We start from the raw sequence: 25,420 nt of genomic DNA, 5'->3' as shown, positions 1-25,420 counted from the left end.
ACAGGTCGGGTGGCCTGCCTGCTCTTTCTGGGCGCAGGCGGTATGACGCCCCCTGGCGATCACCCCCATCTGTATCATTGAAATTATTCGATTCAGAATTCCCCCAGGCATGCCTACACTGAAAGCAGCATTTGCACTTGTGCGTATTCAATCCGCTTGCCTGGGGGACATCATGCAGCATCACTACAAGACCTTGAAATTCGCCCCTGTCGATCCTGCCTCCACCTGCGTCAAGGCAGATCGCGGTTACACCGATGTCACACTCAATCACCCGGCCCTGGCCGTGATGACGGATTTCCGCCATGCGCCCGCATTTGGCATCGGTGAAGGCATGCCGGTCGGCACTGCGCTGGAAAAGATGAAGACGGTCGGTGTCCGCATGCTGATGGTGACAGACAGCGACCAGCTGATCCATGGCATCGTGACGGCAGATGACATTCTGGGCGAGCGTGCCCTGACCGCACTGGAACGCACACGGGTCAAACGGGATGAATTGACTGTCGCAGAGGTGATGCACCCCAGCCACGCGCTATATGCCTTCAGAATGAACGACATACTGAACGCGACGGTCGGTGACCTGTTGGCAACGTTACGCAGCTATGGCTTTCAGCATGTGCTGGTCACCACGCTCGAAAATGGACAGCCGAAAATCCGTGGGCTGTTCTCTGCCGCTGAGATCGCACGCCACCTACATCAGGATTTCGACCCGCTGGTGCGCGCCCAGAGCTTTGCAGAACTGGGTCGCACGCTGTTGGGCTCGGTCAAACAGGCAGCCTGACCCGGTCAGCTCGCCACTGGCGCCTGCTCAGGCAGCTGCCAGACAGAGCGGACAATATCGAGCATGGCGGTGATCAGCAGATCACCATCGCGCTCAGCGGGCCAGATGAAATTGAGGGATGCCGTCTTGCGCACATTGCCCCACTCGATCACATCCCCCCGTGCCAGCGCTTCCTGTGCCAGCTCCTCCCGCATCAGGGACATACCGACCCCGGCCTTGACCAAGGCCAGGGTGGTGCGCTCCTGATCCAGCTCGAATACCTTCTGTGGGGAGATATTGTGCTCACGGAACAACTCGTTGGTGAGCTTGTTGTAGGAATTGAATTGGTTGATCCACACCCAAGGCAACCTGCCAACATCTTTCCAGGTAGCATTCGCCAGCTTGTCCTGCCATGCCACGGGCGCCACTACGCGGAAGACCAGCTCGCGCACCGCTATTGCATGGACATTGACATAGGGGTTCTTGCCGATGAAAAAGCCGCAATCCAGCTCTTTTTTACGAACATCATTCAACACCACACCTGAGATGCTGTGCGAGGTCTGCGCATCCAACAAAGGGTAACGCCGGTGGATCTCGACCAAAATGTCAGCCAGTCTCAACAGGGCCGGGTCGGCAATGGTGCCGATGCGCACCTTGCCAGTCAAATGCCCTTGCAAGCCACGCGCCATGGTGATCAGCCCACGGGCACCCGCCAATATCGCCTCTGCCTCGGGCAGCAGCAGTTGGCCCGCCTTGGTCAAGGTCACGCCACCGGCGGAGCGCTCGAACAGGCTGACCCCCATCTCTTCCTCCAGCGCCTTGATCTGTGCCGTGACAGCTGGTTGTGACAGGTGCAGGATTTCCGCAGCCTGAGTCAAATGCCCCTGCTGAGCCACCGCCACAAAGGTTCGCAGTTGATAGATTTCCATCCCGCCCACTCCATCTTCTGTACTCGGCATGTCTCTGCCGTTGATCATATAACAGCCGGCACCATTAGCGGTTGATGCGTTGGGATTCAAGCTTCATGCGGCCTGGCGACACGTTACCCGAAATCCGCTGTGCGTTGTATCAGCTTTATTGATCAGATGAATCAATTAATGCGATTGGATGTCAGTGCGACACATCCACCCAGCCGTCTTTGCGCCAGAACAGTGACTCAGCCAGCCTGATGCTCCAGCCCTCGATTGAACGCATTGCATTTTCTGGTATCAGATGCCATGCGCACTCGTCCCATTTTGGTTTATAGTGCCGCGCGGATTTTTGGATGTAGATGGATCATCATGCGAACACCTTTGCTACTCATTCTGTCGGCTTCAGTCTTGTTGACCGCCTGTGGCGTCGATAAAAACAGCCCGGTTCACCTGCGTAAGCAACAATTCAAGGAAATGATGCGTACCCGCGAGTCATTACAGGGGATGCTCAATGGTCGGCTGAAGTATGAGCCGGAGGCCTTTCTGAGTGCCGCCCATGCCTTGGCGGATCAATCCGCCAAGCCCTGGCAGTGGTTTGAGCCAATACCAAACGCGGAGGACAGCAAAGCGAAGGGTGACATCTGGCGCGACGCCCATGCTTTCAAACAAGCACAGGATGATCTGACCCGCTCGTTACAACAGCTCACCGCCGCCGCCGCAGCCAAACCCACCGACCCCACCCAGCTGAAACCCGCGCTGGGGGCCGTCGAACAAGCCTGCACCAGCTGCCACAAGCAGTTCAAGCTGGAGTGACCACCGCGTCATCCCATATTGGTACGGGCCATGTCCTGTAGGTTTTTGATGATCGCTGAAGCCGCCTCGCGCTTGCCCGCAGACAGGATGTAGAAGAGATGCTGTAATGCCACGGCAGCAAAATAGTCGTGAGGCGGCAGTTGAGACAGCTTATCAACCAGCTGATGGCTGTCCAGCTCGCGATAGACGCCCTCCAGGCATTGCTCGATAGCCCGCTCGACCTGCTCGACCATCATCGTCTCGTGCTCTTGCATCACCTCAAAGATCAGCGCCTGTTGGGCCTCGGTCAGCGGTTTCACCGCAGATGTCGTGTGCGTCATCGGGTCATCTCCGTGGTGCGATACAGTTGGGCCAGCGCTTGTTGGCAGCACGTCACGGCCCAGACAGGAAGACTGCTTGCTGTGCGGGCAGCACCAGCTGGCACTGCGCATCTGGCTGCCAGGCCTTCAGGGCCGGTAAAGCCAGCTTGATTTGCCAGGCATCGCATTGATCAACCGGTAGCTTGACCGACATCGGTCGGGCTGCCAGGTTGAGGACCACCAGCATGGTGGATTGCTCATGACTCCGCGTGAACATGAACACCGGCTCATGCGCCTGACTCAATTGGCGGAATGCCCCCACTGACAAGGCAGGCGTGTCATTTCTCAATGTGATCAGCTGCTTATAAGTGTTCAGCAGCGAATCTGCCCGCCTTAGCTGGGCGCCGACATGATGGGTGCGATGGTTGCCCACCAGCGGCCTGAACGGCTTCCCTTTGGTAAAACCAGCCTTGGCCGTGCCATTCCAGCTCATCGGGCCACGCAGCTCCTGATCTTGATGGGTGACGGGTGTTGAGACACCCAGCCCGATCTCCTCTCCATAATAGATGAAGGGAATGCCCGGCAGGCTCATCAGCGCGGCGGCGGCCAGCCGATAGCTCGCTTCATCATCGGCAAACTGCTGCGACAAGCGGTTACCAGCAAAGGCGTCATGGTTGGACAGCAGCGTGCCCATCGATTGCATCGGCAGCTTACCCAGCAGGTAGGGCACATCAGGCATCAGGCGGCCCATCTTGATGCTTTTGATCAGGTGCTTTTGCAAGCCAAAGGCAAACGCATGGCCACACGACGACGAGGCGGCAAACGCCGCTGGGTCGCTGGGCGCCTCACAGATCATGAAACGATTGCCATACTCGGCCAGCAAGCCTTGGATACGGCCCATGATCGGGTGGTTGTCAGGCTGGTTCTCCCAGGCAACCGAGCTGTTTTCGACCAAGGTGCCGACTGCATCGAAACGGAACCCATCGACACCGCGATTCAACCAGAAACGCAGGTTGTCGAGATGGAAGTCCACCACTAGCGGGTTGCGCAGGTTGAAATCCGGCAGCTCGCCACCGAACGCACCATAGTAGAACCCAACCTGCCCTGCATGCCAGGGGTCGCCATCAAATGCAGTCCACCCCACGGGCTTGTCAGCCTGCCAGACATACCAGTCGCGGTATTGCGCCTGTGCGCCTGTCTGCGCATCCAGAAACAACGGATGCGTGGCGGCGCTGTGGTTGATCACATAATCGATGATCACCCCGATGCCGCGCCGGTGAGCCTCAGCCAGCAGCCTGTCGAAATCGGCCAGGGTGCCATACGCTGGCTCGATGGCTCGATAATCGACGACGGTGTAGCCATGGTCATGGTCCGCAGACTGAAAGATCGGCATCAGCCAGATGCCTTTGATACCCAACGATTGCAGATAGTCCAATCGTGAAATCAAGCCATTCAAATCGCCAATGCCATCCCCGTTGGTATCTTGGTAAGACCGGACCAGGATCTCCATGAACACGCCACGCTGATACCAATGGGCGGGCAAGTTGCTGTCTTTGGCCCGCATGGGCACCGGGCTGATATCAGCAGGCTGTCCAGCCATGGCGGGCATGGCCATCAGACAGGTACACAGCAAGGCGGCTAGGCAGCGTTTGAACATGGCATATCCCAACGGGGCAAGAAAAACAGCGCAGACTTTACGCCAATCCCCCCTGCCCCACTTGGCATTTTGTGCGGTTGTCAGGCGCATTGGCGCAGTAAGCCATCCCTCACCCGATCGCGACAGGGCGGGTGGTATCGCTGCACCACTCGCTCCACGAGCCAGGATAGAGTTTGGCCCCATGCAAGCCCGCCAGCTCCATCGCCAGCAGATTATGGCAGGCCGTCACACCTGATCCACACTGCGATACGACGGTGCTCGGGGAGCGCTCACCGAGCAAAGCTTTGAAATCATGATACAACTCAGCTGGCGGTTTGAAGGTGCCACTGGCAGTCAAATTATGTTGAAAGAACCGATTGACCGCCCCTGGGATATGGCCAGCCACCGGATCGATGGTTTCGTTCTCGCCACGGAAGCGATCCGGGCTGCGCGCATCCACCACCAGCATGGCATCCCGATCATGTAAATGCGTCAATATGTGGTCGGCGGACACCTTGAGCGCCTCTTGTGCAAAGCCGTGATGATCCGACTCATGCATGACCGGCAGCGCCTGCGTCACGGTTCGGTGCTCCGCCACCCATTTCTGCCAGCCACCATCCAGCACCGCGCAGTTGTACAAACCGATCCAGCGCATCATCCACCACAGGCGGGCTGCATACGCCCCCCCGCTATCATCATAGGCCACCAGTATCTTATCTGGCGTCACCCCCAGCTTGCGCAACAACTTGCCGAACTCAGCCGCCGACGGCAGCGGATGGCGACCATTATGGCCAGTTGCCGGGCCAGACAGATCGTGATCGAGATGCAGGAAATACGCCTCGGGGATATGCGAAAACGAGTAGGCGCGCTTGCCAGCCTGCGGGTCGGCCAAGTTGTGTCGCACATCAAGCACAATCAGATCGGGTGCATGCAGATGTGAGCCAAGCCATTCGGTGGAAACCAACAGTTGTTTTTCCATGCAATAACCCTTTGTTCAGCATTGTTATTTCAAATATCAGCGCTGGTTATAATGACCGCCCAGTACGCCAGATGATACGTTTCATGACTCGAACCCTCGATACGCTGCAGTTCACCAATCGGTTTGGCAGCCTGCCCGACGCCTTTTATACACGCCTTGCGCCCACGCCGCTACCAGCCCCCTACGCGGTCGCTTTCAGCCCACAGGCGGCCAGCCTCTTGGATCTGACACTGGCCTCATTACAACATCCCGCCGCCACCGACATGTTGATCGGCAATCGTCCCATCCCTGGTCAGGATACCTTGGCCACGCTGTATGCGGGCCATCAGTTCGGCCAATTCGTGCCGCAATTGGGTGATGGTCGGGCGATCTGGCTGGGTGAGATCCAGAATGGCCGGGGTGAGTTCTGGGAGCTGCAATTGAAGGGTGCGGGCGAAACACCCTACTCCCGCATGGGCGATGGCCGCGCCGTGCTACGGTCCTCGATTCGCGAATTCCTGTGTTCGGAAGCCATGCATGGGTTGGGTATCCCCACCACGCGAGCATTGAGCATCATCGGCTCAAATGAGCCTGTCTATCGCGAAACACCAGAGACCGCTGCAGTGGTGCTGCGCCTGAGCCCCAGCTTCATCCGTTTTGGCCATTTCGAAGTCTTTTTCTACCGCAATCAACATGATCGCATCCAACAGCTGGCGGATTTCGTCATCGATCATTACTACCCCCACTGCCGTGATACCACCAACCCTTATCAGGCCATGCTTGACACGGTGACCACCCGCACCGCCGCCTTGATGGCAGATTGGCAGGCGGTCGGCTTCTGCCATGGGGTCATGAATACCGACAATATGTCGATTCTCGGCCTGACATTGGATTACGGGCCGTTCGGGTTTCTGGATGCATTTGATGCCGGCCACGTCTGCAATCACTCTGACCACACTGGCCGCTATGCCTATGACCAGCAGCCCGCCGTTGCCCTGTGGAACCTGCATTGTCTTGCCCAGGCACTGATCACCTTACTGGACAAAGACGAGGCCATTGCCGCGCTGCAAAGCTTCCAGCCACAATATGAAGCAGCCTATCTCGCACGTATGCAACGCAAACTGGGCCTTGCCCATTGGCAGGCGGGGGATGAAGCATTGCTTGTCGAGCTCCTGACCCTCATGCAAACCAACCAAGTAGACTACACCCGCTGCTTCCGCCTGTTGAGTGAGGTGGATACGGCCCAGCCACAACAGGCTGTGCGTGATGAATGCCTGGATCGCCCCGCCATGGATGCCTGGCTGGCAGGGTACGTATCTCGCCTGCAACAAGAGGGCCAGGACACCGCCACACGGCAAGCACAGCAAAGACGGGCAAATCCTAAATTTGTTCTGCGTAACCACCTGGCCGAGCAAGCCATCCAGGCCGCGGCACGGCATCAGGATTTCAGTGAAATCGACCAGCTGCTGCAGGTATTGGCCACCCCCTATGACGAGCACCCCGCACATGAGCACTATGCCGCCCACCCCCCTGCATGGGCGCAGACCTTGAGCGTCAGCTGTTCATCGTAATACCTGGTCACAGGATGGCTCAGTAGGCTGGCATGGTGCGCCCGGCACCTATGCCACGCCCCATCAGCAAGCAGCTGCAGCCCGACATGCCCTGAAGCGGTGCATTTTTACTGGGCATCAGCATATGCACATGTCCTACATCGATGATTTTCAATCAAATTTTTTTGTGGCATGGATAGTGCTTTGCTATAACTAGAAAAGCGCTGTCTTTTTCCATATCAATCTGAGCGGATTCCGGTCAGCGCTTCTAGAACAGATGAAGCGTGCATGCCCCAAGCGGACAAGCCAGGCAATGCACCCCACTGGAGGCTGATATGCGACTTGCCATCACCCACGAAGCCGTGTTCCGACACGATGCGACGGTGCGCCATAGTACGCAGCACCTGCGCCTGACCCCGCACAGCAGCCTGCTCGGACAGGTTGTCGATTGGGAGCTGGAGCTGCCCGTCCCCGCTTACAAAAGCATTGACCCATATGGCAATGTGCTGCATGTGATGACACTGGACTACCCACACAAGGAAATCCGCGTCATCGCCCATGGGATCGTGGAAACCACAGTTGAACACGAGAGCCTGGCGGACAAACTTCCCCCACCCTTTTTCCTGCACCAGACCGAGCTGACCAAGCCCGATCAGGCCATCCGCCAGTTTGCCGAGCCGCACCGCTTGGCGGTGATGACCCCGCACCAGCTCATGATGCTGATGGCTGCCCTGCGCGAACGGCTGGTCTGGACGGACACGAACCAGGAGCACCTTGCCTCTGCCGCCCAGACCTTCTCCGCCGGCGTCGGCAGCAGTAGCCATCTGACACAGGTCTTCCTGGCCTGCGCACGCTATCTGGGCGTCCCGGCGCGTTATGTCAGTGGCTACATCTACTCACCCGGCCTGCCCAACCAGCAGGTCAGCCTGCATGCGTGGGCCGAAACCTGGTGCGATGGCAGATGGCATACATTCGACGTGGCCAATCAGGTCAGCAACCTGCCGCATCACCTGAAGCTGGCCATCGGCCTTGATTTTCTGGATGCCTGCCCCATCCATGACGTCAGCGTCCCCGAGCCGGATGCCGAGCTGGACACCGATGACTGGGGGTGGATGGACGAAATCAGCTGATCGCCCCACCCTGTTGCTCTCGGCTCCCCCTATACCAGCCCGCTCGTGAGCTGGCACCATGAAAAAAGGCACCGATCAGGTGCCTTTTGTTTCCAACTGGATACAGATCTCAGCTTCGCACGTACAGCATCTTCGCGCCGCCACCTTTTTCAAGCCAAGCCTTGATACGGTTCGCATCTGCCAGACGTGTGTATTTGCCAACAGAATCCAGCAGCACGATCACCAATGGCGTATTGGAAATCGTGGCCTGCATCACCAGGCATTTCCCGGCTTCGCTGAGAAACCCTGTCTTCGACAAGCCGATCTGCCACTCATCCTCTTTCACCAGCGCATTGGTGTTGTTATAGGCCAAGCGCCGCCCGGATGGCAGAAAGACCTCGTATTCCGGGGTGGTCGAATAACGGCGGATCTCTGGGTAGTCATAAGCCGCCTGCACCATCATCACCAAGTCGGCTGCCGAGGCTACGTTGCCGCTGTTCAAACCTGTCGAATCGTAGAACAGCGCATGTTTCATGCCGATCGCGTTGGCTTTGGCATTCATTTTGTTGACGAAGGCGTGGATACCACCTGGGTAGGTGCGCCCCAAGGCAGCCGCAGCGCGGTTCTCCGATGACATCAAAGCCAGTAGCAGCAGCTCTGCCCGCGTCAAGGTGGTGCCGACCTGCAGTCTGGACGAAGTATTCTTCAGCTTATCGACATCCGCCTCATCAATGGTCACCAACTCATCCATCGGCAGCTTGGCATCTAAAGTCACCATGGCCGTCATCAGCTTGGTGATTGAGGCGATCGGCATCGGGGCCTGGTTGTTCTTTGAGAACAGCACCTCGCCATTGTTCTCATTGAAGACGACAGCCGCATTTGATGCGAGCAGCAATGCCTCTGGCACGACATCATAGGTCTGCAGCTTGTACTTAAACGGCTCATGCGCCACCACGCGCTTGAATGCGCTACGGCTGGCCGATGTCGCATATTTGGTGGCGCCCTTACGGCTGGTCTTGGTCGAGTAATGTGCCTTACGCGCTGCCGCCTTTTTGCTCGCTGCAGCCCGTTGCGCCAATACCCTGGCGCTCTTGGCCGATTTCTGCACCGCTTGTTTGGATTTGGGCTTGGCCGCTGCAACAGCGGCCTCAGGCATGGCCAGCGAGAACGCCAATAAGGCGGAGATCAAAGCTGTCATCTTTTTCAGCATCTCTATATCTCTCGAAGCGTAATGTTGTTTTGCGAGCCATTCACCCACCTGCCTGCCGACACGCCAGCACTGACGCGACTTTCAACAAAGCAAAGGCCACACTGTCAATATAGTTTAATTCTAATACAGCAAAGAAAAAAACGTAAACCAATTCAATAGCTAGCGACGAATTTTAAAGATCCGCTTTAAGTTTCGTCACACACCCTTCACGGCAGCTGCCTTGCTGTTGAATACCTTTTCAAAACAGCCACCTGATCGGGTGCTTCATCACATCAATCCCTTGCCATTGGCGATTTCCTGGGGCAGCAGTACCCACATTTTGCCACGCTGTTTCATTCTTCCAGCTTGTTGGCCCGCCTCTTTGCCAAATCCCCAGAAAAAGTCGGCACGCACTGCCCCCCGGATGGCCCCCCCGGTATCCTGCGCCAGCATCAATCGATGCAATGGTCGATCCGTATTGGGCCAATTGGTGGCCAGGAACACAGGTGCCCCCAACGGAATGAACTTGGGATCAACCGCCACGCTGGCGGCATCCGTCAACGGCACGCCCAATGCGCCCTGCGGGCCACCTTCTTTATTGGGCAAGGTGCGGAAGAATATAAAACTAGGATTGCTGTTCAGGATCTCCGCCAGCTTGTCCGGGTTTTGCAGCGCCCAGGCTTGAATGGCCTGCATCGAGGCCTGCCCTGGTGGCAGCTCACCACGATCGATCAAAGTCTTGCCAATCGCCTTGTAAGGGTGGCCGTTTTGGTCAGCGTAGTTGACGCGCAACATTCTGCCATCTGGCAGCTTAATGCGCCCTGACCCCTGGATCTGCAAAAAGAAGGCCTCCACCTCATCATCCACCCAGGCCAGCTCTTTACCACCTAACCGTGCCGCGCCTTTTTCGATCTGCTCGCGCGAGTAATAAGGCACCACCTTGCGCCCCTCGATGCGCCCACGTAGCCGCAAGCCCTTCAGGTCTGGATATACTTCGCCAAGATCGATCGTCAACAGATCGTCGGGTACGCCATACAAGGGGAATCGGTGACGCTCATCGCGCGTCAATGCGCCATTCAACAGCGGCTCGTAATAGCCGGTGATCAGGCCTTCCGTGCTGCCATCTGCGTTGGCAACCCGCAAGGGCACGAAGCGGGTTTCGTAGAAACGGCGCATGGCCGGGCCATCGCGACGGTCGACGGCTTTTGCCGCCTCACATACCTCTCCCCAACCGGGGCGCCGGGCAATTGCCTTGCACGACTGCAACAGCGCTTCGAAACTCGGCGCCAGCAAGTCCCCCGGCCAGCCGACCACCTCGCCCCAACTGACACGCTGCAGGGTGGGTGCCACAGGTGCGGGCTCTGGTTTGGTTTCCGTCACAGGGGGGCATGGGCAATGTTGCGGTTGGGGCTGGCTGACAGGGGGGGGCACGGTGGTGGGCGGGAGGGGCTCCTGAGTTGGTCTATGAACTGGCTCTACCGACGCGCATCCCGCCAAACCCAATAACGCCATCACCGCACACATCCTGCGCAACATGTTCCAATTCCCCATCATTCTTCAACAATTCGACTGGTTACAGCCCGTGCCACGATATCCGCCACCTGTCTGATCGCCACCTTGTCTCTATATGCGCTTACCTGACGAGGTGCCGATTGGATGACGCAACACAGCCATGGCGCCAGAAAAACAAACACGCCGCACATAGGCGGCGTGTTTGCAGGGCCGACAGGGGCTGAGTTTACATCGAAATGCTGCCACTGACTTCGATTGCCGCCCCATTGATGTAACTCGACTCGTCCGAAGCCAGGAAAGCGTAGACATTGGCGATTTCTTCAGGCTTGCCCAAGCGGCGCAATGCCACCCGCTCTTCCATCGCTGCAATCACCTTTTCAGGCATCGAGTTCAGGATGTTGGTGGCGATGAAGCCAGGGCAAACTGCATTGACCCGAACGCCTTTCGGCCCCAGCTCTTTTGCCCAGGTCTTGGTAAAGCCGATCACGCCGAACTTGGTTGCCGCATAGTTGGTCTGCCCGAAGTTACCATACAGGCCCACCACGGAAGACGCATTCACGATCACGCCGCTGCCCTGCTCGACCAGGATATCGACCACCGCACGGGCGCAGTTGTAAACGCCTTTCAGGTTGATATCGATCACGCGATCGAACTGCTCGTCAGTCATCTTCTGCAAACGCGCATCAGCCACGATCCCGGCGTTATTGACCAGGGTATCGATACGGCCATGTTTCTCCTTTACCGCAGCGACCATGTCCGCGATCTGCTGGCGGTTGGTCACATTGACCACATGCCCTTCCGCCTTGCCGCCTGCAGCGCGAATCTCTTCCACCACGCCAGCGACTGCTTCCAGATTCAGGTCACAGACGATGACAGTTGCCCCTTCAGCCGCAAACTTCAGTGCCGTTGCCTTACCGATCCCATTGGCAGCACCGGTGATAATCGAAATTTTCCCATTGAGTCTCATTGTATTCTTCCCTCAAAAAGCCGTTCCACACTGGCGCGAACCGCGTAACTACCTCAGTGGCGCCATGGGGCACTCCACTGACCCGGGCAACGACGCCTCCAGTCATCTTGCTGCACTGCAGCTATTGGGCATGGCGCAAAGCAGCGCTAAGGTGGTCGGCTACGCGGATGCGAGTCGGGTATTGTTATTGGATGGGTATTCTGCTTTGCGATGTACTACCGTTCTTGGCCGCATCGCCCTGCACAACTCTCTGTTTTGTAGGGCTCTGCATTCTGGATAGTAGTTTTTCGATTATATCGCAATGCAAAATAAACCCCTAAACAATATCCGAACGTATACATGACGAAGGGCCGCTACAGCGGCCCTTCAGCAGACATCTCAATACACGGCGCATTTGCTGACTTGTTGCATCTGCGCATCAGCAACCGTTTTACACCAGACCTTGACTCGACAGATATTCCTCGTAACCACCTGCATAGTGGGTAAAGCCGCCATCGCCTTTCAATTCCAGGATCTGGGTGGCCAATGATGAAACGAACTGGCGATCATGCGAAACAAAGATCAAAGTACCTTTGTACAGATCCAGCGCCAGGTTCAGCGACTCGATGGACTCCATGTCCATGTGATTGGTCGGCTCATCCATGATCAGCACATTGGTGCGTTCCAGCATCAATTTGCCGTACAACATCCGACCTTTTTCACCGCCGGACAACACGCGAACCGATTTCTTCACATCGTCACCAGAGAACAGCAAACGACCCAGAATGCCACGGATGACCTGATCATCATCCCCCGGTTGCGCCCATTGCTTCATCCAATCGAATACATTCAGGTCGGTATCGAAATCCTCGGCGTGATCCTGGGCAAAATAGCCGATCTGCGCTTTTTCCGCCCATTTCACCGTACCATGTTTGGCTTGCAGCTCACCAACCAGTGTACGGATGAACGTGGTCTTACCCACACCGTTCCCCCCGATCACCGCCAGCTTCTGGCCGGCTTCCAGAATCAAGTTGAGGTTGTTGAACAACACTGAATCAAAGCCATTGCTCACGCTGTCCATCTCAAATGCCTGGCGGTGCAGTTTCTGCTTGTCTTCCAGATCAAAACGGATGAAAGGGTTCTGCCGGCTGGAGGGCTTGACCTCCACCATTTCCGATTTGATCTTGTCCGCCAGTTTCAAACGAGAGGTTGCCTGACGGGCTTTCGACTTGTTGGCTGCAAAGCGGGCCGCGAACGCGTTCAGTTCAGCAATCCGCTCCTTGGCACGGGCATTGGCCGACACCTGGCGTTCACGGGCTTGCATGCTCGCTTCCATGTAGTCGTCGTAATTGCCCGGATATACACGGATTGTGTTGTAGTCCAGATCGGCAATATGGGTACAGACTTCATTCAAGAAATGCCGGTCGTGCGAAATGATGATGATGGTGGATTCCCGCTCATTCAACACATGCTCCAACCAACGGATGGTGTTGATATCCAGGTTGTTGGTCGGTTCATCCAGCAGCAACACATCCGGATTGGAGAACAGCGCCTGCGCAAGCAATACCCGCAATTTCCAGCCAGGTGCCACTTCACTCATCGGGCCAAAATGCTGTTCGACAGGAATCCCCACCCCCAGCAGCAGGCTGCCAGCACGGGCCTCGGCATCATAGCCCCCCATCTCACCGAATTTGACTTCCAGATCCGCCGCGCGCATGTAGTCTTCTTCGGTGGCCTCCGGGTTCATGTAGATGGCGTCTTTTTCCTGCATCGCCGCCCACAGCTCAAGGTGGCCTTGCAACACCACATCGATCACCCGCTGGTCTTCATAGGCAAACTGATCCTGCTTCAGCTTACCCAATCGCACGCCAGGGTCCAGCGAAACATTGCCTGCACTCGGCTCCAGATCGCCCCCCATGATCTTCATGAAAGTTGACTTGCCGCAGCCGTTGGCGCCGATCAGACCATAGCGGTTGCCGTCGCCGAACTTGATGGATACATTCTCGAACAGCGGCTTCGCGCCAAACTGCATGGTAATGTTGGAAGTGGTGATCACGTCGTTTAACCTGTTCCTGTATTGATCGACAACCTGTCAGAAACCGCTTGCCACACGGCAGGAGCATCCGTCAGGGCCTTGCGCCATACACCTCGCATCCTGCCCCGTACTCTACCTCGCGCCTGCAGCCACCCTTTGCTCGTCCGGCAAGCGGCATCCAAGGTTATCGATGATATTCACGCAAACCGCTGATTTTACCATAGCATCGCCCAGCCCTAGGAAGTCTGAGCAGACTGAACTTGCTGCTGCGTCAATCCCCACGCGCCATCATGAATCGGGTAAACTAGGCGCTTTTGAGTAATCGGTAGGATCAACCATGCTTAAAGGTAGTTTGGTCGCCATCGTCACCCCGATGTTTGAGGACGGCAGCCTGGATTGGGACGGCTTGAGACGTTTGATCGATTTCCATGTCGAACATGGCAGCGATGGCTTGGTCGTCGCGGGCACCACCGGCGAATCCCCCACGGTGTCGGTTGATGAACATGTCGAGCTGATCCGCATCACTGTTGAACACGCTGCGGGCCGCATCCCCGTCATCGCCGGCACCGGTGCCAATTCCACACGAGAAGCCGTCGAGCTGACCCGTGAGGCTAAGCGGGTTGGTGCCGACATGACACTATCGGTCGTACCTTACTACAACAAACCTACCCAAGAAGGTTTGTACCTGCATTTCAAAACCATTGCAGAAGCGGTCGATATCCCGGTCATCCTGTATAACGTCCCTGGGCGTACCGTTGCCGACATGAGCAATGACACCACCTTGCGCTTGGCTCAGATTGCAAACATCGTCGGTATCAAAGATGCAACAGGCAATCTGGAACGCTGCGCGGATATGGTGAAACGCGCGCCCGCCGGCTTTGCGCTGTATACCGGCGACGATGCAACCGCTTTGCCATTCATGCTGCTGGGCGGACACGGTGTCATCACCGTCACCGGCAACGTCGCACCGAAGCTGATGCACGAGCTGTGCGTCAAAGCGCTGGCAGGGGATATTGCAGGGGCACGGGCCATCAATGATCGGCTGCAGGGGTTGCATAAACACCTGTTCGTCGAGGCCAACCCCATCCCTGTCAAATGGGCAGCTCAGCAGATGGGTTTGATCAAATCAGGCATCCGCCTGCCGTTGACACCGTTGTCTCTTGGGTGTCAACCCATCGTGAAACAGGCGCTGTCAGATGCCGGCATTGAACTTTAAAGCATAATCGGCATCTTCCACCTGTGTAATATGCAGTTGAGAACATTCAGCAAAATGAGAATCGAATTGGGCCGTATGCACTGGCATGATGGCCCGATATCGTCGTTCCATTGCTCATGACTTCGCAGAAATTCAAGGAAATGGCATGAAGACAACACAGCTGGCCGCCAGCCTGACAGCGGCCTGCCTCATTGCAGCGTGTAGCACACCGATCGAAAACAAGAAGATCGACTACCGCAATCCCAATAGCGAAAGCAACAGCAGCCGATCGCTTGAGGTACCGCCTGATCTGACATCCATTCAAAGCGACACCACCTATTCCATTCCCCAAGCCACCAGCAATGGCGGTGGAGCCGCATCGGCAGCGCCCCAAGCAGTCGGTAGCAAGAATGTGCTGCCCGACACCCCAGACGCCAAGATCGAGCGCCAAGGCAATCAACGCTGGCTGGTGGTCAACAGACCTGCTGATGTTGTATGGCGTGAGGTTCAGGATTTCTGGAAAAAGCAGGGCTTTACCATTGCTGCGGAAAACCCAGCCACGGGCATTCTGGAAACCGATTGGCAGGAAAATCGCGCCAAATTGCCTCAGGACTTGATCCGTAAAACCATTGGCCGAGTGCTGGATGGGCTGTACTCGACCGGCGAGCGCGACAAATTCAGAACACGTCTGGAAAAGGGTGCCAAACCCGGCACAACGGAAATCTACATCAGCCATCGTGGCATGGTGGAAGTGTTTGAGAACGCGGCGAAGGATCGCACCATCTGGCAACCACGGGCAGCCGATTCCGAGCTGGAAACCGAAATGCTGGCCTTATTGCAGCAACGCTTTGCACCCACCCCCGTTGCGGACAAAGCCATGGCGGACAGCACCAAGACCATCACCCCGGCCACGACCGACACCAGCACCAAATCAGCCAATGCAACATTGGTTGCCGACAACCTGGTGGTGCTCGACAACTTTGACCGGGCATGGCGTCGGATAGGGCTTGCGCTGGATCGTAGTGGATTCACCGTAGTCGATCGTGACCGACTGCGCGGCGTCTACTACATCCGTTATGCCGACCCCGATGCCAAACGCAGTGATGGCGGCTGGTTCTCCTCCATGTTCTCCGGTGACAAGTCCAACCAAGCCGAAGACTATCGCCTGGAAGTGACCGAAGCAGGAAACAAAACTGCCATCCGCGTTCTGGATAAGAACAACAAAGAGGACCGATCAGAAACGGCAAAACGGATTCTGCAACTGCTGTTCGACCAACTCAAATAATGCTGCGCTTTGCCTCGCTGGGCAGTGGCAGCGAGGGCAACGGCCTGATCGTGGAATGTAAACAGACCCGCATCCTGTTGGATTGCGGGTTTGGTCTACGAGACACGCTACAACGTCTCGCCCGCCTCCATCTCACGCCAACATGCCTCAGCGCCATCATCGTCACCCATGAGCATCGCGACCATCTGCAAGGCGTGGCCAGGCTGGCGGCCAAATTTCGTATCCCCGTCTACGCCAGCTTCGGCACATTCAACGCCGCAACCACCATGGCACAGGCTATTCCACTCATCCAACCCTATGACAGCCATGACACTATCGACATCGACGATCTGCACATCATGCCATTCCCCGTACCGCACGATGCGCGAGAGCCTACACAGCACGTTTTCACCGATGGGCAGCATCGGCTGGGTGTGTTGACCGATGTTGGCCATATCACACCATTGATCGAGGCCAAACTGACTGGTTGCGATGCATTGGTACTGGAATGCAATCACGATCTGCAGATGTTGATGGACGGCCCTTACCCCTACCCACTCAAGCAACGTGTGGCCGGGCGGCTAGGACATCTGAGCAATGAACAGACTGCAGGATTGATTCGAGCGATCGACACAAACTCGCTTCAACATGTGGTGGCGGCGCATTTGAGCCAGAAAAACAACCTACCGACACTGGCCAGCGCGGCCTTGAGCGAAGCATTGAATTGTGAGCGAGACTGGATCGGTATTGCCACCCAGGTGGATGGTTTCTCCTGGCGAGAGATCTCGTAGGCCAAGACGGAACGCGTATCGGGCTGCCAGCGCCCGCCCACCCAAAAACATGTAGCAGTAGCGCCATTTCCCACGAATATGTCAGCGATGCCTGCTTAACTGATTCGACAAAGGCCAAACCAACTTCAGTGAGTGCAGCCCCCAGAAATGCAAAAGCCGATCATCACTGATCGGCTTTTTCTGCAAAGCAGAGGAAGCTAGATTACTTCTTCTCTTCAGCAGGAGCGGCAGGCGCAGCAGCAGCGTCAGCAGCAGGAGCGGCAGGCGCAGCAGCAGCGTCAGCAGGAGCGGCAGGTGCAGCAGCAGCGTCAGCAGCAGGCGCAGCAGCAGCAGGCGCTTCAGCAGCAGGTGCAGGTGCAGCAGCAGGTGCTTCTGCAGCAGGTGCAGCAGCAGGAGCTTCTTCTTTTTTACCGCAGGCGGTCAGAGCAACAGCCAGCAGAGCAGCAGCGAGGAGCGAGTGTTTCATTTATTTTTACCCTTAACTAAGTTAAGCAAGTCAAACGGTTAAGACCTGCCGAGCCGCATGGCTGGCGATCTTAGTTTAAATTCGATCTTGGGCCGACCGACTGGGTGATTCTAGCAGGTTTTTTCAAAATATCCAGTGAATTTGCATAGAAGTATATGCTCGCAAACTTCCGGAAAACCCAGCACCGACGAGGCTTACCCGACATTCAGCCCAGGTTCAGATAGCCGCATTCATACCACTCATACAGTAACTCTGCCAATTCATCACTGGGTGAGGCAATTTGCAGATGCCGTTGATTGGCCAAGGCGCATAATGCGCCTCGATCCGACGGGTCATGGCAAACCACTTCCCCATTGCAAAATATGTCGTTTCCCGTATAAAGCATTTGTGTTTTCAGATCCAATATCAAGCCATGCTTTTCCAGATGCGTCAGGAAGTCGTCGAAATCCAATAATGTTTCGGGTGATTCAAAGAAAACATGCGTTTTTGGCTCAGACAGGTAAGTACCCAGAAAAGCTGCGATATCTTCACGCTGCCATGTCAGCTGCGTCAGCATCTGTTGCACCTTGGCAATCATGTCCGGGTGAATTTCCGCAGGAGTCTGCTGAGGTTGCAGGTCTGGGTCTGTATACATACCTTGCAGTGAGATGTGATCCTGCAAATAGGTCATGAACTGGGTTGCCAGCTCCTGCGTGCTGGGTGCGCGGAACCCAATTGAGTAGGTCATGCCCGGTTCGAGCGCAATGCCATGGTGCGCGTATTTCGGTGGCAGATACAACATATCGCCGGGCTCCAGCACCCATTCCTGCTCCGACTGGAAATCCTTCAAGACACGGATAGGGGCATCCTCAATGAATGTTTGATCAGCCTGAGCGCTGATCTGCCAGCGTTTGCGGCCACCTGCCTGCAGCAGAAACACATCATATGAATCGAAATGTGGCCCCACGCCACCACCCTCTGGTGCGTAGCTGACCATCAAGTCATCCAGGCGTGCGAAAGGAATGAACTGAAATTGGTAGAAGAGCTTGGCGGCTTCGGGCAGGAAATGGTTGAGGTTGCTGACCAGGATCGTCCAGGCCCCTTGCTGCCAATGCTTCAGCTGCCGGCGATCAAATGGTCCATGGGCCAACTGCCACTGCTGTTTTTCAAATCGCACGATCCTTGAAATCGCGTCATCACGACAGGCCAAGTCATTCAACCCAGCAGGGTCGATCAGCCCCTGAAACCCAGGTACGGCCTGCCGTACCAGCAATGGCTTCTTCTGCCAGTATTCGGTCAGAAACTGTTCTGCACTCAAGCCGCCCAATAATTGCATTGATTGTTGCTCCATGGATTCACATTCGCGGCCATTTTAACATCGCCCTGCTCTTCTGGACTTGTATCAAGTCAAGGGGGATGAGAAACCGCACCAATGGGCAGCCGATCCCGATCATGAGGAAGTTCTGCGAAGATCACGGAAAAGACGCAATACAATCCAACGTTGTGGTTTACAATGTGAGCATTCATTCTTGATCTGCCCGCCAGCGCGGCGCAGCTTTACACTTTCTGCAAGGAATTCCCTCATGCAAATCATTAAAGACACCGTCGTTTCATTACATTATGAAATGTACGATGGCGAGAACCAGCTTGTTGACAAAACCGAAGAACCGATCAGCTATCTGCATGGCGGGTACGACAACATCATCCCAAAACTGGAAGAAGCGCTGCACGGCAAGGCAGTAGGCGATAAGCTGGATGTGCCGATGGAGCCGGATGAAGCTTTTGGCGAATACGATCCAACGCTGGTACGCATGGAGTCGGCGGATGCATTTCCTGAAGAGGTGCAAGTTGGCATGATGTTTGAGTCGGATGATGCAGAAACAGGTGAAACCATTCTGTTCCGCGTCACGGACATCGCTGACGGCAAAGTGGTGGTGGATGGCAACCACCCGCTGGCTGGCAAGCGGGTCATGTTCAAGTGTGAGGTGACAGAGGTTCGTGCTGCAACCGCTGAAGAGGTTTCGCATGGCCATGCCCATGGCCCACATGGCCATCACCATCACTGAGCGACAGGCTTCAGCCAAGCAAAGGCCAGCATTGCTGGCCTTTTTCATTGCCAGATATGGCTACATCAAAGTAATGGCCGGGAAAAAAACACGATTGGACCGGCACTGGTCAGCCCCAGATTGAAAAAGGGAGCGCGCCCTCTCATCATGGTCGCCAGCTCATCAACATCTCGTCCACCGCCCTCCCCTGTCTCCTTGGCGCGGACGATTTCATGCAGGATCTCCACCTCTTTGAAGCCCCTGATCAGCCGCTCATTTTGTTGAAAGACCGCCAGAATAGTCGCGGCCTGCGGGTGGGAAAGGACTTGGATGGCACCGGTTTCACCGGTTGTCAGGTCAACTGCGGGTGGGATGATGATACCTGCGTCAGTCAAGCACTCGTTCAGGTAATGCCCATATCGTTCCAATACAGAGGCCGCAACCTGACGGACATCGTCAAGGTGCAACACCCCACGCCGGATGTCTCCGATGAGTCGGATCACCCCTTCGGCGGCCTGTGCCCCGGCCAATGCAGCACTGCTATTGCACACCATCATTTCCTCATGCTCTGTCAGCCTGGATTCACAACGTCTTGGAACGCGCTCGTGTCCGGCCCCAATCACTGTCTGCCATACATTGACACCAACGCAGCCACCACCGGCACCAAGCCTCGCCCTGACACAAGGCCAAACAGTTCGACCGCTCTATCGCCTACTGCACACTCACACCAGCAGCACGCGGAATCGATGCTCGTTTGGCTGAAGCTTGAAGCATAGATCACGCATTCAGCAAAGTCTTGAGGTGATAAAGCGCATCCAATGCCTGACGAGGTGTCAAGGCATCTGGGTCCAGCCCTGCCAACGCCTCCACAACAGGCGAGCTTACATTCACCTCTTCATAAACAGGTGCCGATGCAAACAAGTCACCCTGGAAAGCTCCGCCAGCCCCCATCTGCTCCAACTCAGCCAAATGGCGCTTGGCGGATCGGATCACGGGTGTCGGCACACCAGCCAGCTGGGCCACTTGGATTCCATATGACTGGCTGGCCGGCCCATCTTGCACTGCGTGCAAAAACACAATTCGATCTTTGTGCTCAACAGCATCAAGGTGGACATTCGCAGCCATGGGAAAGGCCTGGCTCAGACGTGTCAATTCGAAATAGTGGGTGGCAAACAGGGTATAGCTGCCATTTTTTTCAAGCAGGTGGCGCGCAATGGCATAGGCCAAAGCCAACCCATCAAATGTCGAGGTACCCCGCCCCACCTCATCCATCAGCACCAGACTATGCTCGGTGGCATGGTGCAGAATATTGGCTGTCTCGGTCATCTCGACCATGAAGGTCGACCGACCACCGGCCAGGTCGTCAGATGCGCCAATGCGTGTGAAGATGCGATCCACCGGCCCGATCAGCGCACGGCTGGCGGGGACCAGGCTACCCACATGGGCGAGCAGCACGATCAACGCATTCTGTCGCATATAGGTTGATTTACCGCCCATATTGGGGCCGGTGATCAGTAGCAGCTTGCGGGTGCTGGCCAGGCGGGTGTCATTGGCGATGAAATGATCGATTTGACTTTCCACTACCGGGTGGCGGCCCTGATCGATCTCCAAGACGGTTTCTGTCGTAAATTGAGGGGCAACCCAATTCAGCGTAGACGCACGCTCGGCCAAACACGCCAGAACATCCAGCTGCGCCACCGCAGCTGCCAACTGCTGTAGAGACTGCAGATGGGTCTGCAGCTGATCGAGCAAAGCTTCATACAGGCTCTTCTCCAGCGCCAGCGCTCGATCCTGAGCAGATAATGCCTTGTCTTCAAAGGTTTTCAACTCAGGCGTGATGAAGCGTTCGGCATTTTTCAGTGTCTGACGCCGCCGATAATCGTCCGGTACATTGTCCGCCTGCGCACGGCTGACCTCGATGTAAAAGCCATGCACCCGGTTGAATTCCACCTTCAGCGTTGCAATCCCTGTCCGCTCGCGCTCCCTGGCCTCCAGCGCCAGCAGGAATTCTCCACAGTTGGTCTGAATCGCCCGCAGCTCGTCCAACTCGGCGGAATAGCCATCCGCGATGACCCCTCCCTCACGCAATACCACCGCCGGCTCAGCCTGCAAGGCTGACGCCAGCAGGCTCATGCAGGCTGGTGGAACCACCAATGCGGCTTGCAGTGGTTGCCATAACTCAGCATGCAAACCCTGCAGGATCGGGTTCAACTCAGGCAGGCGCAACAATGCATCGCGCAAACCAGACAGGTCGCGGGGGCGAGCGGTACGCAGGGCGATGCGGGCGGTGATGCGCTCGATATCGGCCATGCGGTTCAATACCTCGAAAACATCACCGGCAGCATCCTGCTCCATCAACTCGATCACTGCTTGTTGCCGGGTGATGATCTGGTCATGCTGCCGTAATGGATGATGCAGCCAATGGCGTAACAAGCGGCTACCCATGGCAGAGGCGCATTGATCCAATACCGACATCAATGTCGGCGCAGATTCATTACGAATGGTCTCAGTCAATTCCAGATTGCGGCGGGTCGCAGCATCCAGCACCAGGTATTCATTGCCACGCTCGACCGCCAGCGCGGTCAGATGCGGCAAAGCAGAGCCCTGTGTCTGCCGCGCATAATCCACCAGCGCCCCAGCCGCCCCCAATGCGGGCAACAGCCCATCGCACCCGAAGCCGGTCAAATCGTGCGTGCCGAATTGCTGTTTCAGCAGGCGTTGAGCGGTTTCAGTATCAAAGTGCCATGCAGCGAGCGCCTTGCCAGTCAAACCCATCTGGCTGATCACCGGCAATTGCAGGCCATCCGGCAACAGGATTTCCGCTGGTCGGATGCGCTCCAACTCAGACACCAATTGCTCAGCTGGCACCTCTTTCAGACGGAATGCGCCTGAGGACAATGACAACCAGGCCAAGCCCACCAACCCCTTGATGGCATGAATGGCCAATAGGACATTGTCGCGTTTTTCATCCAATAACGCCGTGTCCGTCAAGGTTCCCGGCGTCACCACGCGCACGACCTTCCGTTCAACCGGGCCTTTTGACGTGTTCGGATCACCGATCTGCTCACAAATGGCGACCGACTGCCCCAGCTTGACCAATTTGGCCAGATATTGCTCCATTGAATGATAGGGCACCCCTGCCATTCGAATCGGCACACCGCCCGACGCACCACGCGTGGTCAGGGTGATATCCAATAGCTTGGCAGCCAGCTCGGCATCACCGTAGAACAGCTCATAGAAGTCACCCATCCTGTAGAACACCAACTTGTCTGCGTGATCTGCTTTGATACGCAGATATTGCTGCATCATGGGTGTGTGCTGGACATCTGCAACGGGTTTGGCTGTTTTTGGGGAGACTTCGACTTGATCTACTGCCATGAATACCTCGTGGATTGATCTGATAGCGTGCTCGGTAGCGAATGGCAAGGCACGACGTGTTTGGCATTGGATGCCAAGCTGCCTCAGGTGCTTTCTCCTACCTTGTCAAGCCTTGACGGGCAATGTGGTTGAAGGCGGCAAATGGCCACAGCCACGGAATAGGACATTATAAAGCTGTCACCCAGCGGTGCGGCGCTCTTCTCGTGGGCATCGCCACCACCGAGGCGAAGACCACGATCGCAGCACATCAGCAGTGCCTTGCAAGGAAGCTGCAAGCGAGGCAACAACAGCCTGCGCCTGGGTGCCAGCTTGCATGATTCACAATTTCCTCACTGGCTGTAGCGTACTGTATGCGTCGGCTGAGCGTCACACACTCTCCAAACGACGCCTCAACTGGAAACCATTGACATCACATTGCCACCAGCACCACGCCACCCTGCGCGAACAAAGCCGGGAAATGAAAAAGCCGCTGTCTTTCGACAGCGGCTTGTAATTGGCGCATCCGGAGCGATTCGAACGCCCGACCCCTTGGTTCGTAGCCAAGTACTCTATCCAGCTGAGCTACGGATGCATTTTCAAGAACATGCTTTTTCAACTGGCGCACCCGGAGCGATTCGAACGCCCGACCCCTTGGTTCGTAGCCAAGTACTCTATCCAGCTGAGCTACGGGTGCGCTATGTTGGCGGAGAAAGAGGGATTCGAACCCTCGATACGAGTTTTAGCCCGTATGCTCCCTTAGCAGGGGAGTGCCTTCGACCTCTCGGCCATTTCTCCGTTCTCGAAAGAGGCGCTATATTACTTAGTAGCCCCCTACCCGTCAACACCTTTTTTCATTTTCTCAGCAAATCTCGATTGGCACGTCATGCCTCGCCGCAGGCCAATTGGCACAAGTTACAGGCAAATTAGTAACTTATATTTCACAATCGAAATTGATCAGATTGATACAAACCGATAAAAAATTTTGCTTACAGGATGTTTATGATGCAAAGCCTCCCTGAACCTACCCCTGGCACCCGCTGAATCCATTGCCAATCCACCACATGAGTCGATTGTTTCCATGTCCCTCACCCTGCTTGGGATATCGACTCATCTGCCACGGAAGCGCCGCACGCTTTGACAGTCTTCTGGATACGAGGACATGGCTGAGTCAACGCCAGAGTGGAACTCTGCCGACGCCACTGAAAAAAACAGCCCGACTGGCGGGCTGTTGAGTAGTCTGGTGTCGAGCAGCTGGTTAGACAGGCTGATCCAAGCCGAATGCCTTGTGCAGAACGCGAACCGCCAGCTCCAGATATTTCTCGTCGATGATGACCGAGATTTTGATCTCTGAGGTCGAAATCATCTGGATGTTGATTCCTTCTTCCGCCAGTGTCCGGAACATGGTCGATGCCACGCCCACATGGGAGCGCATGCCGATGCCCACGGCGGACACCTTGGCGATCTTGTCATCGCCGCTGACGCTTTTCGCACCGATATGGGACTGGACACCTTCCAGGATCTTCAAGGTCTTGGCGTAATCGTTACGATGAACGGTGAAGGAGAAGTCGGTGGTGCCATCTTCGCCTGTGTTCTGGATGATCACATCCACATCGACGTTTGAATCGGCAACGGGGCCTAGAATCTGGTAGGCGATGCCGGGTTTGTCAGGTACGCCGGTGATCTTGATCTTTGCTTCATCACGGTTGAACGCAATGCCGGAGATGACAGCCTTTTCCATTTCTTCGTCTTCCTCAAAGGTAATCAATGTGCCTTCGCCAGCATCTTCGAAGCTGGACAATACGCGCAGCTTGACCTTGTATTTACCGGCAAATTCAACTGAGCGGATCTGCAGGACTTTGGAGCCCATGCTGGCCATTTCCAGCATTTCTTCAAAGGTGATGCGATCCAGCTTACGTGCTTCGGGCACAATCCGTGGGTCGGTGGTGTACACCCCATCCACGTCGGTATAGATCTGGCACTCGTCGGCCTTGAGCGCCGCCGCCAGGGCCACGCCGGTGGTATCTGAGCCACCACGTCCCAGGGTGGTGATGTTGCCGTGTTCATCAACGCCCTGGAAACCAGCGACGATGACGACGCGCCCGGCTTCGAGATCGGCGCGCATGTTGTGCTCGTCGATTTCGATGATACGGGCTTTGGTGAACGAACTGTCTGTCAGAATGCGGACTTGACCACCGGTATAGCTTTTGGCATCGATACCGGCATCCTTGAGCGCCATGGCGAGCAAGCCGATGGTTACTTGCTCGCCTGTTGACACGATCACATCCAGTTCACGCGGATCCGGCTGGGCTTGAATTTCCTTGGCCAGTGCAATCAGTCGGTTGGTTTCGCCACTCATGGCAGAAACCACCACTACGATCTGATGCCCTTGGGCTTTCCATTTGGCGACTCGTTTGGCAACATTTTTGATCCGTTCCGGGTTGCCGACCGATGTACCGCCATATTTCTGTACGATTAGCGCCATCGTTTTTCCACGTTTGTTTCAGTTAAGTGATTCTGGTCACCAGGCTGTATGACACCGCGTCATATCACCGCCGAATCGTGTCTTGAGCAGAGCCCGGTGTCACGAGGCATATAGCTGGCTATATCG

General features: G+C 56.1%; 21 protein-coding genes and 3 tRNA genes. 8 read left to right on the top strand and 16 right to left on the bottom strand.

Annotated features, from left to right (window positions below; all coding sequences use genetic code 11):
• The first annotated feature begins 109 nt into the window (after positions 1-109).
• On the top strand, positions 110-778 hold the full coding sequence (locus tag HNQ59_RS12520; RefSeq protein WP_184039833.1) for a CBS domain-containing protein: 669 nt from the start codon (positions 110-112) through the stop codon (positions 776-778).
• A gap of 5 nt (positions 779-783) precedes the next feature.
• On the opposite strand, the gene HNQ59_RS12515 is transcribed toward HNQ59_RS12520, so the two are convergent.
• Positions 784-1,686 (bottom strand): LysR family transcriptional regulator, encoded by a 903-nt coding sequence (locus HNQ59_RS12515; protein WP_184039820.1) that lies wholly within the window; start codon positions 1,684-1,686, stop codon positions 784-786.
• 351 nt (positions 1,687-2,037) lie between these two features.
• On the opposite strand from HNQ59_RS12515, the gene HNQ59_RS12510 reads away from it, so the two are divergent.
• A complete protein-coding gene (locus HNQ59_RS12510; protein ID WP_184039817.1) occupies positions 2,038-2,481 on the top strand; it encodes a c-type cytochrome in 444 nt (147 codons plus the stop codon).
• An 8-nt stretch (positions 2,482-2,489) separates the two neighbouring features.
• On the opposite strand, the gene HNQ59_RS12505 is transcribed toward HNQ59_RS12510, so the two are convergent.
• From HNQ59_RS12505 to HNQ59_RS12495, 3 genes are all read right to left on the bottom strand, one after another.
• Positions 2,490-2,801 (bottom strand): hypothetical protein, encoded by a 312-nt coding sequence (locus HNQ59_RS12505; protein ID WP_184039815.1) that lies wholly within the window; start codon positions 2,799-2,801, stop codon positions 2,490-2,492.
• 52 nt (positions 2,802-2,853) lie between these two features.
• Positions 2,854-4,437 (bottom strand): alpha-amylase family glycosyl hydrolase, encoded by a 1,584-nt coding sequence (locus tag HNQ59_RS12500; protein ID WP_184039813.1) that lies wholly within the window; start codon positions 4,435-4,437, stop codon positions 2,854-2,856.
• 109 nt (positions 4,438-4,546) lie between these two features.
• The gene (locus HNQ59_RS12495; RefSeq protein ID WP_184039811.1) at positions 4,547-5,395 is read right to left on the bottom strand and encodes a sulfurtransferase; all 849 of its coding nucleotides are present in this window, start codon (positions 5,393-5,395) and stop codon (positions 4,547-4,549) included.
• Between the two features lie 83 nt (positions 5,396-5,478).
• Here HNQ59_RS12495 and HNQ59_RS12490 point away from each other — a divergent pair, with 83 nt between their 5' ends.
• Both HNQ59_RS12490 and HNQ59_RS12485 read left to right on the top strand, forming a co-directional pair.
• Positions 5,479-6,945 (top strand): protein adenylyltransferase SelO, encoded by a 1,467-nt coding sequence (locus tag HNQ59_RS12490; protein WP_184039809.1) that lies wholly within the window; start codon positions 5,479-5,481, stop codon positions 6,943-6,945.
• A gap of 314 nt (positions 6,946-7,259) precedes the next feature.
• The gene (locus tag HNQ59_RS12485) at positions 7,260-8,054 is read left to right on the top strand and encodes a transglutaminase family protein (protein ID WP_184039807.1); all 795 of its coding nucleotides are present in this window, start codon (positions 7,260-7,262) and stop codon (positions 8,052-8,054) included.
• A gap of 109 nt (positions 8,055-8,163) precedes the next feature.
• Here the strand turns inward: HNQ59_RS12485 and pbpG are convergent, their stop codons facing one another.
• From pbpG to HNQ59_RS12465, 4 genes are all read right to left on the bottom strand, one after another.
• The gene (gene pbpG, locus HNQ59_RS12480) at positions 8,164-9,231 is read right to left on the bottom strand and encodes a D-alanyl-D-alanine endopeptidase (protein WP_246490982.1); all 1,068 of its coding nucleotides are present in this window, start codon (positions 9,229-9,231) and stop codon (positions 8,164-8,166) included.
• 279 nt (positions 9,232-9,510) lie between these two features.
• Positions 9,511-10,602, bottom strand: coding sequence for a murein transglycosylase A (mltA, locus tag HNQ59_RS12475; RefSeq protein WP_343074262.1), 1,092 nt, complete (start codon positions 10,600-10,602; stop codon positions 9,511-9,513).
• Positions 10,603-10,960: 358 nt separating this feature from the next.
• Positions 10,961-11,701, bottom strand: coding sequence for a beta-ketoacyl-ACP reductase (locus tag HNQ59_RS12470; RefSeq protein WP_184039798.1), 741 nt, complete (start codon positions 11,699-11,701; stop codon positions 10,961-10,963).
• A gap of 430 nt (positions 11,702-12,131) precedes the next feature.
• Entirely contained in the window at positions 12,132-13,736 is a 1,605-nt protein-coding gene (locus HNQ59_RS12465; protein ID WP_184039795.1) for an ABC-F family ATPase, read from the bottom strand.
• A 316-nt stretch (positions 13,737-14,052) separates the two neighbouring features.
• Here HNQ59_RS12465 and dapA point away from each other — a divergent pair, with 316 nt between their 5' ends.
• The 3 genes from dapA (at position 14,053) to HNQ59_RS12450 (ending at position 16,965) form a co-directional block, all read left to right on the top strand.
• A complete protein-coding gene (dapA, locus tag HNQ59_RS12460) occupies positions 14,053-14,931 on the top strand; it encodes a 4-hydroxy-tetrahydrodipicolinate synthase (protein ID WP_184039792.1) in 879 nt (292 codons plus the stop codon).
• Between the two features lie 145 nt (positions 14,932-15,076).
• Positions 15,077-16,195 carry an outer membrane protein assembly factor BamC gene (gene bamC, locus HNQ59_RS12455; RefSeq protein WP_184039789.1) on the top strand — a complete coding sequence of 373 codons (1,119 nt, stop codon included), beginning with the start codon at positions 15,077-15,079 and terminating at the stop codon, positions 16,193-16,195.
• Entirely contained in the window at positions 16,195-16,965 is a 771-nt protein-coding gene (locus tag HNQ59_RS12450; protein WP_343074261.1) for an MBL fold metallo-hydrolase, read from the top strand. Before bamC ends, HNQ59_RS12450 begins: the two co-directional genes overlap by 1 nt.
• A gap of 202 nt (positions 16,966-17,167) precedes the next feature.
• On the opposite strand, the gene HNQ59_RS12445 is transcribed toward HNQ59_RS12450, so the two are convergent.
• Both HNQ59_RS12445 and HNQ59_RS12440 read right to left on the bottom strand, forming a co-directional pair.
• The gene (locus HNQ59_RS12445; RefSeq protein ID WP_184039785.1) at positions 17,168-17,431 is read right to left on the bottom strand and encodes a hypothetical protein; all 264 of its coding nucleotides are present in this window, start codon (positions 17,429-17,431) and stop codon (positions 17,168-17,170) included.
• Between the two features lie 205 nt (positions 17,432-17,636).
• Positions 17,637-18,761: a ribosomal protein uL16 3-hydroxylase gene (locus HNQ59_RS12440; protein ID WP_246490981.1), complete on the bottom strand. Its 1,125-nt coding sequence runs from the start codon at positions 18,759-18,761 to the stop codon at positions 17,637-17,639.
• Positions 18,762-18,993: 232 nt separating this feature from the next.
• On the opposite strand from HNQ59_RS12440, the gene HNQ59_RS12435 reads away from it, so the two are divergent.
• A complete protein-coding gene (locus tag HNQ59_RS12435; RefSeq protein ID WP_184039782.1) occupies positions 18,994-19,476 on the top strand; it encodes an FKBP-type peptidyl-prolyl cis-trans isomerase in 483 nt (160 codons plus the stop codon).
• Between the two features lie 65 nt (positions 19,477-19,541).
• On the opposite strand, the gene HNQ59_RS12430 is transcribed toward HNQ59_RS12435, so the two are convergent.
• From HNQ59_RS12430 to HNQ59_RS12405, 6 genes are all read right to left on the bottom strand, one after another.
• Complete coding sequence (locus HNQ59_RS12430; protein ID WP_221320239.1) at positions 19,542-20,012, bottom strand: hypothetical protein; 471 nt, start codon at positions 20,010-20,012, stop codon at positions 19,542-19,544.
• A 220-nt stretch (positions 20,013-20,232) separates the two neighbouring features.
• Positions 20,233-22,833, bottom strand: coding sequence for a DNA mismatch repair protein MutS (mutS, locus tag HNQ59_RS12425; protein ID WP_246490980.1), 2,601 nt, complete (start codon positions 22,831-22,833; stop codon positions 20,233-20,235).
• Positions 22,834-23,327: 494 nt separating this feature from the next.
• Positions 23,328-23,404: transfer RNA gene (locus HNQ59_RS12420), tRNA-Arg, on the bottom strand.
• A gap of 25 nt (positions 23,405-23,429) precedes the next feature.
• A tRNA-Arg gene (locus tag HNQ59_RS12415) sits at positions 23,430-23,506 on the bottom strand.
• Between the two features lie 7 nt (positions 23,507-23,513).
• Positions 23,514-23,607: transfer RNA gene (locus HNQ59_RS12410), tRNA-Ser, on the bottom strand.
• Between the two features lie 460 nt (positions 23,608-24,067).
• Positions 24,068-25,294, bottom strand: coding sequence for an aspartate kinase (locus HNQ59_RS12405; protein WP_184039776.1), 1,227 nt, complete (start codon positions 25,292-25,294; stop codon positions 24,068-24,070).
• Positions 25,295-25,420: the final 126 nt, after the last annotated feature.

The sequence above is a fragment of the Chitinivorax tropicus genome, from assembly GCF_014202905.1.
Lineage (GTDB): Bacteria > Pseudomonadota > Gammaproteobacteria > Burkholderiales > SCOH01 > Chitinivorax > Chitinivorax tropicus.
Note: the sequence above shows the minus strand (reverse complement) of the source record. Positions and strands in the feature narration are given on the sequence as shown.

What these genes read in the sequence shown, in the direction of transcription:
- HNQ59_RS12500 (WP_184039813.1), bottom strand. Translation starts at nt 4,437, where the DNA reads ATGTTCAAACGCTGCCTAGCCGCCTTGCTGTGTACCTGTCTGATGGCC.
- HNQ59_RS12485 (WP_184039807.1), top strand. Translation starts at nt 7,260, where the DNA reads ATGCGACTTGCCATCACCCACGAAGCCGTGTTCCGACACGATGCGACG.
- HNQ59_RS12520 (WP_184039833.1), top strand. Translation starts at nt 110, where the DNA reads ATGCCTACACTGAAAGCAGCATTTGCACTTGTGCGTATTCAATCCGCT.
- HNQ59_RS12495 (WP_184039811.1), bottom strand. Translation starts at nt 5,395, where the DNA reads ATGGAAAAACAACTGTTGGTTTCCACCGAATGGCTTGGCTCACATCTG.
- bamC (WP_184039789.1), top strand. Translation starts at nt 15,077, where the DNA reads ATGAAGACAACACAGCTGGCCGCCAGCCTGACAGCGGCCTGCCTCATT.
- mutS (WP_246490980.1), bottom strand. Translation starts at nt 22,833, where the DNA reads ATGGCAGTAGATCAAGTCGAAGTCTCCCCAAAAACAGCCAAACCCGTT.
- HNQ59_RS12405 (WP_184039776.1), bottom strand. Translation starts at nt 25,294, where the DNA reads ATGGCGCTAATCGTACAGAAATATGGCGGTACATCGGTCGGCAACCCG.
- HNQ59_RS12450 (WP_343074261.1), top strand. Translation starts at nt 16,195, where the DNA reads ATGCTGCGCTTTGCCTCGCTGGGCAGTGGCAGCGAGGGCAACGGCCTG.
- pbpG (WP_246490982.1), bottom strand. Translation starts at nt 9,231, where the DNA reads ATGACAGCTTTGATCTCCGCCTTATTGGCGTTCTCGCTGGCCATGCCT.
- HNQ59_RS12440 (WP_246490981.1), bottom strand. Translation starts at nt 18,761, where the DNA reads ATGGAGCAACAATCAATGCAATTATTGGGCGGCTTGAGTGCAGAACAG.
- HNQ59_RS12510 (WP_184039817.1), top strand. Translation starts at nt 2,038, where the DNA reads ATGCGAACACCTTTGCTACTCATTCTGTCGGCTTCAGTCTTGTTGACC.
- HNQ59_RS12435 (WP_184039782.1), top strand. Translation starts at nt 18,994, where the DNA reads ATGCAAATCATTAAAGACACCGTCGTTTCATTACATTATGAAATGTAC.
- HNQ59_RS12470 (WP_184039798.1), bottom strand. Translation starts at nt 11,701, where the DNA reads ATGAGACTCAATGGGAAAATTTCGATTATCACCGGTGCTGCCAATGGG.
- HNQ59_RS12430 (WP_221320239.1), bottom strand. Translation starts at nt 20,012, where the DNA reads ATGATGGTGTGCAATAGCAGTGCTGCATTGGCCGGGGCACAGGCCGCC.
- HNQ59_RS12445 (WP_184039785.1), bottom strand. Translation starts at nt 17,431, where the DNA reads ATGAAACACTCGCTCCTCGCTGCTGCTCTGCTGGCTGTTGCTCTGACC.
- dapA (WP_184039792.1), top strand. Translation starts at nt 14,053, where the DNA reads ATGCTTAAAGGTAGTTTGGTCGCCATCGTCACCCCGATGTTTGAGGAC.
- HNQ59_RS12515 (WP_184039820.1), bottom strand. Translation starts at nt 1,686, where the DNA reads ATGGAAATCTATCAACTGCGAACCTTTGTGGCGGTGGCTCAGCAGGGG.
- HNQ59_RS12505 (WP_184039815.1), bottom strand. Translation starts at nt 2,801, where the DNA reads ATGACGCACACGACATCTGCGGTGAAACCGCTGACCGAGGCCCAACAG.
- HNQ59_RS12490 (WP_184039809.1), top strand. Translation starts at nt 5,479, where the DNA reads ATGACTCGAACCCTCGATACGCTGCAGTTCACCAATCGGTTTGGCAGC.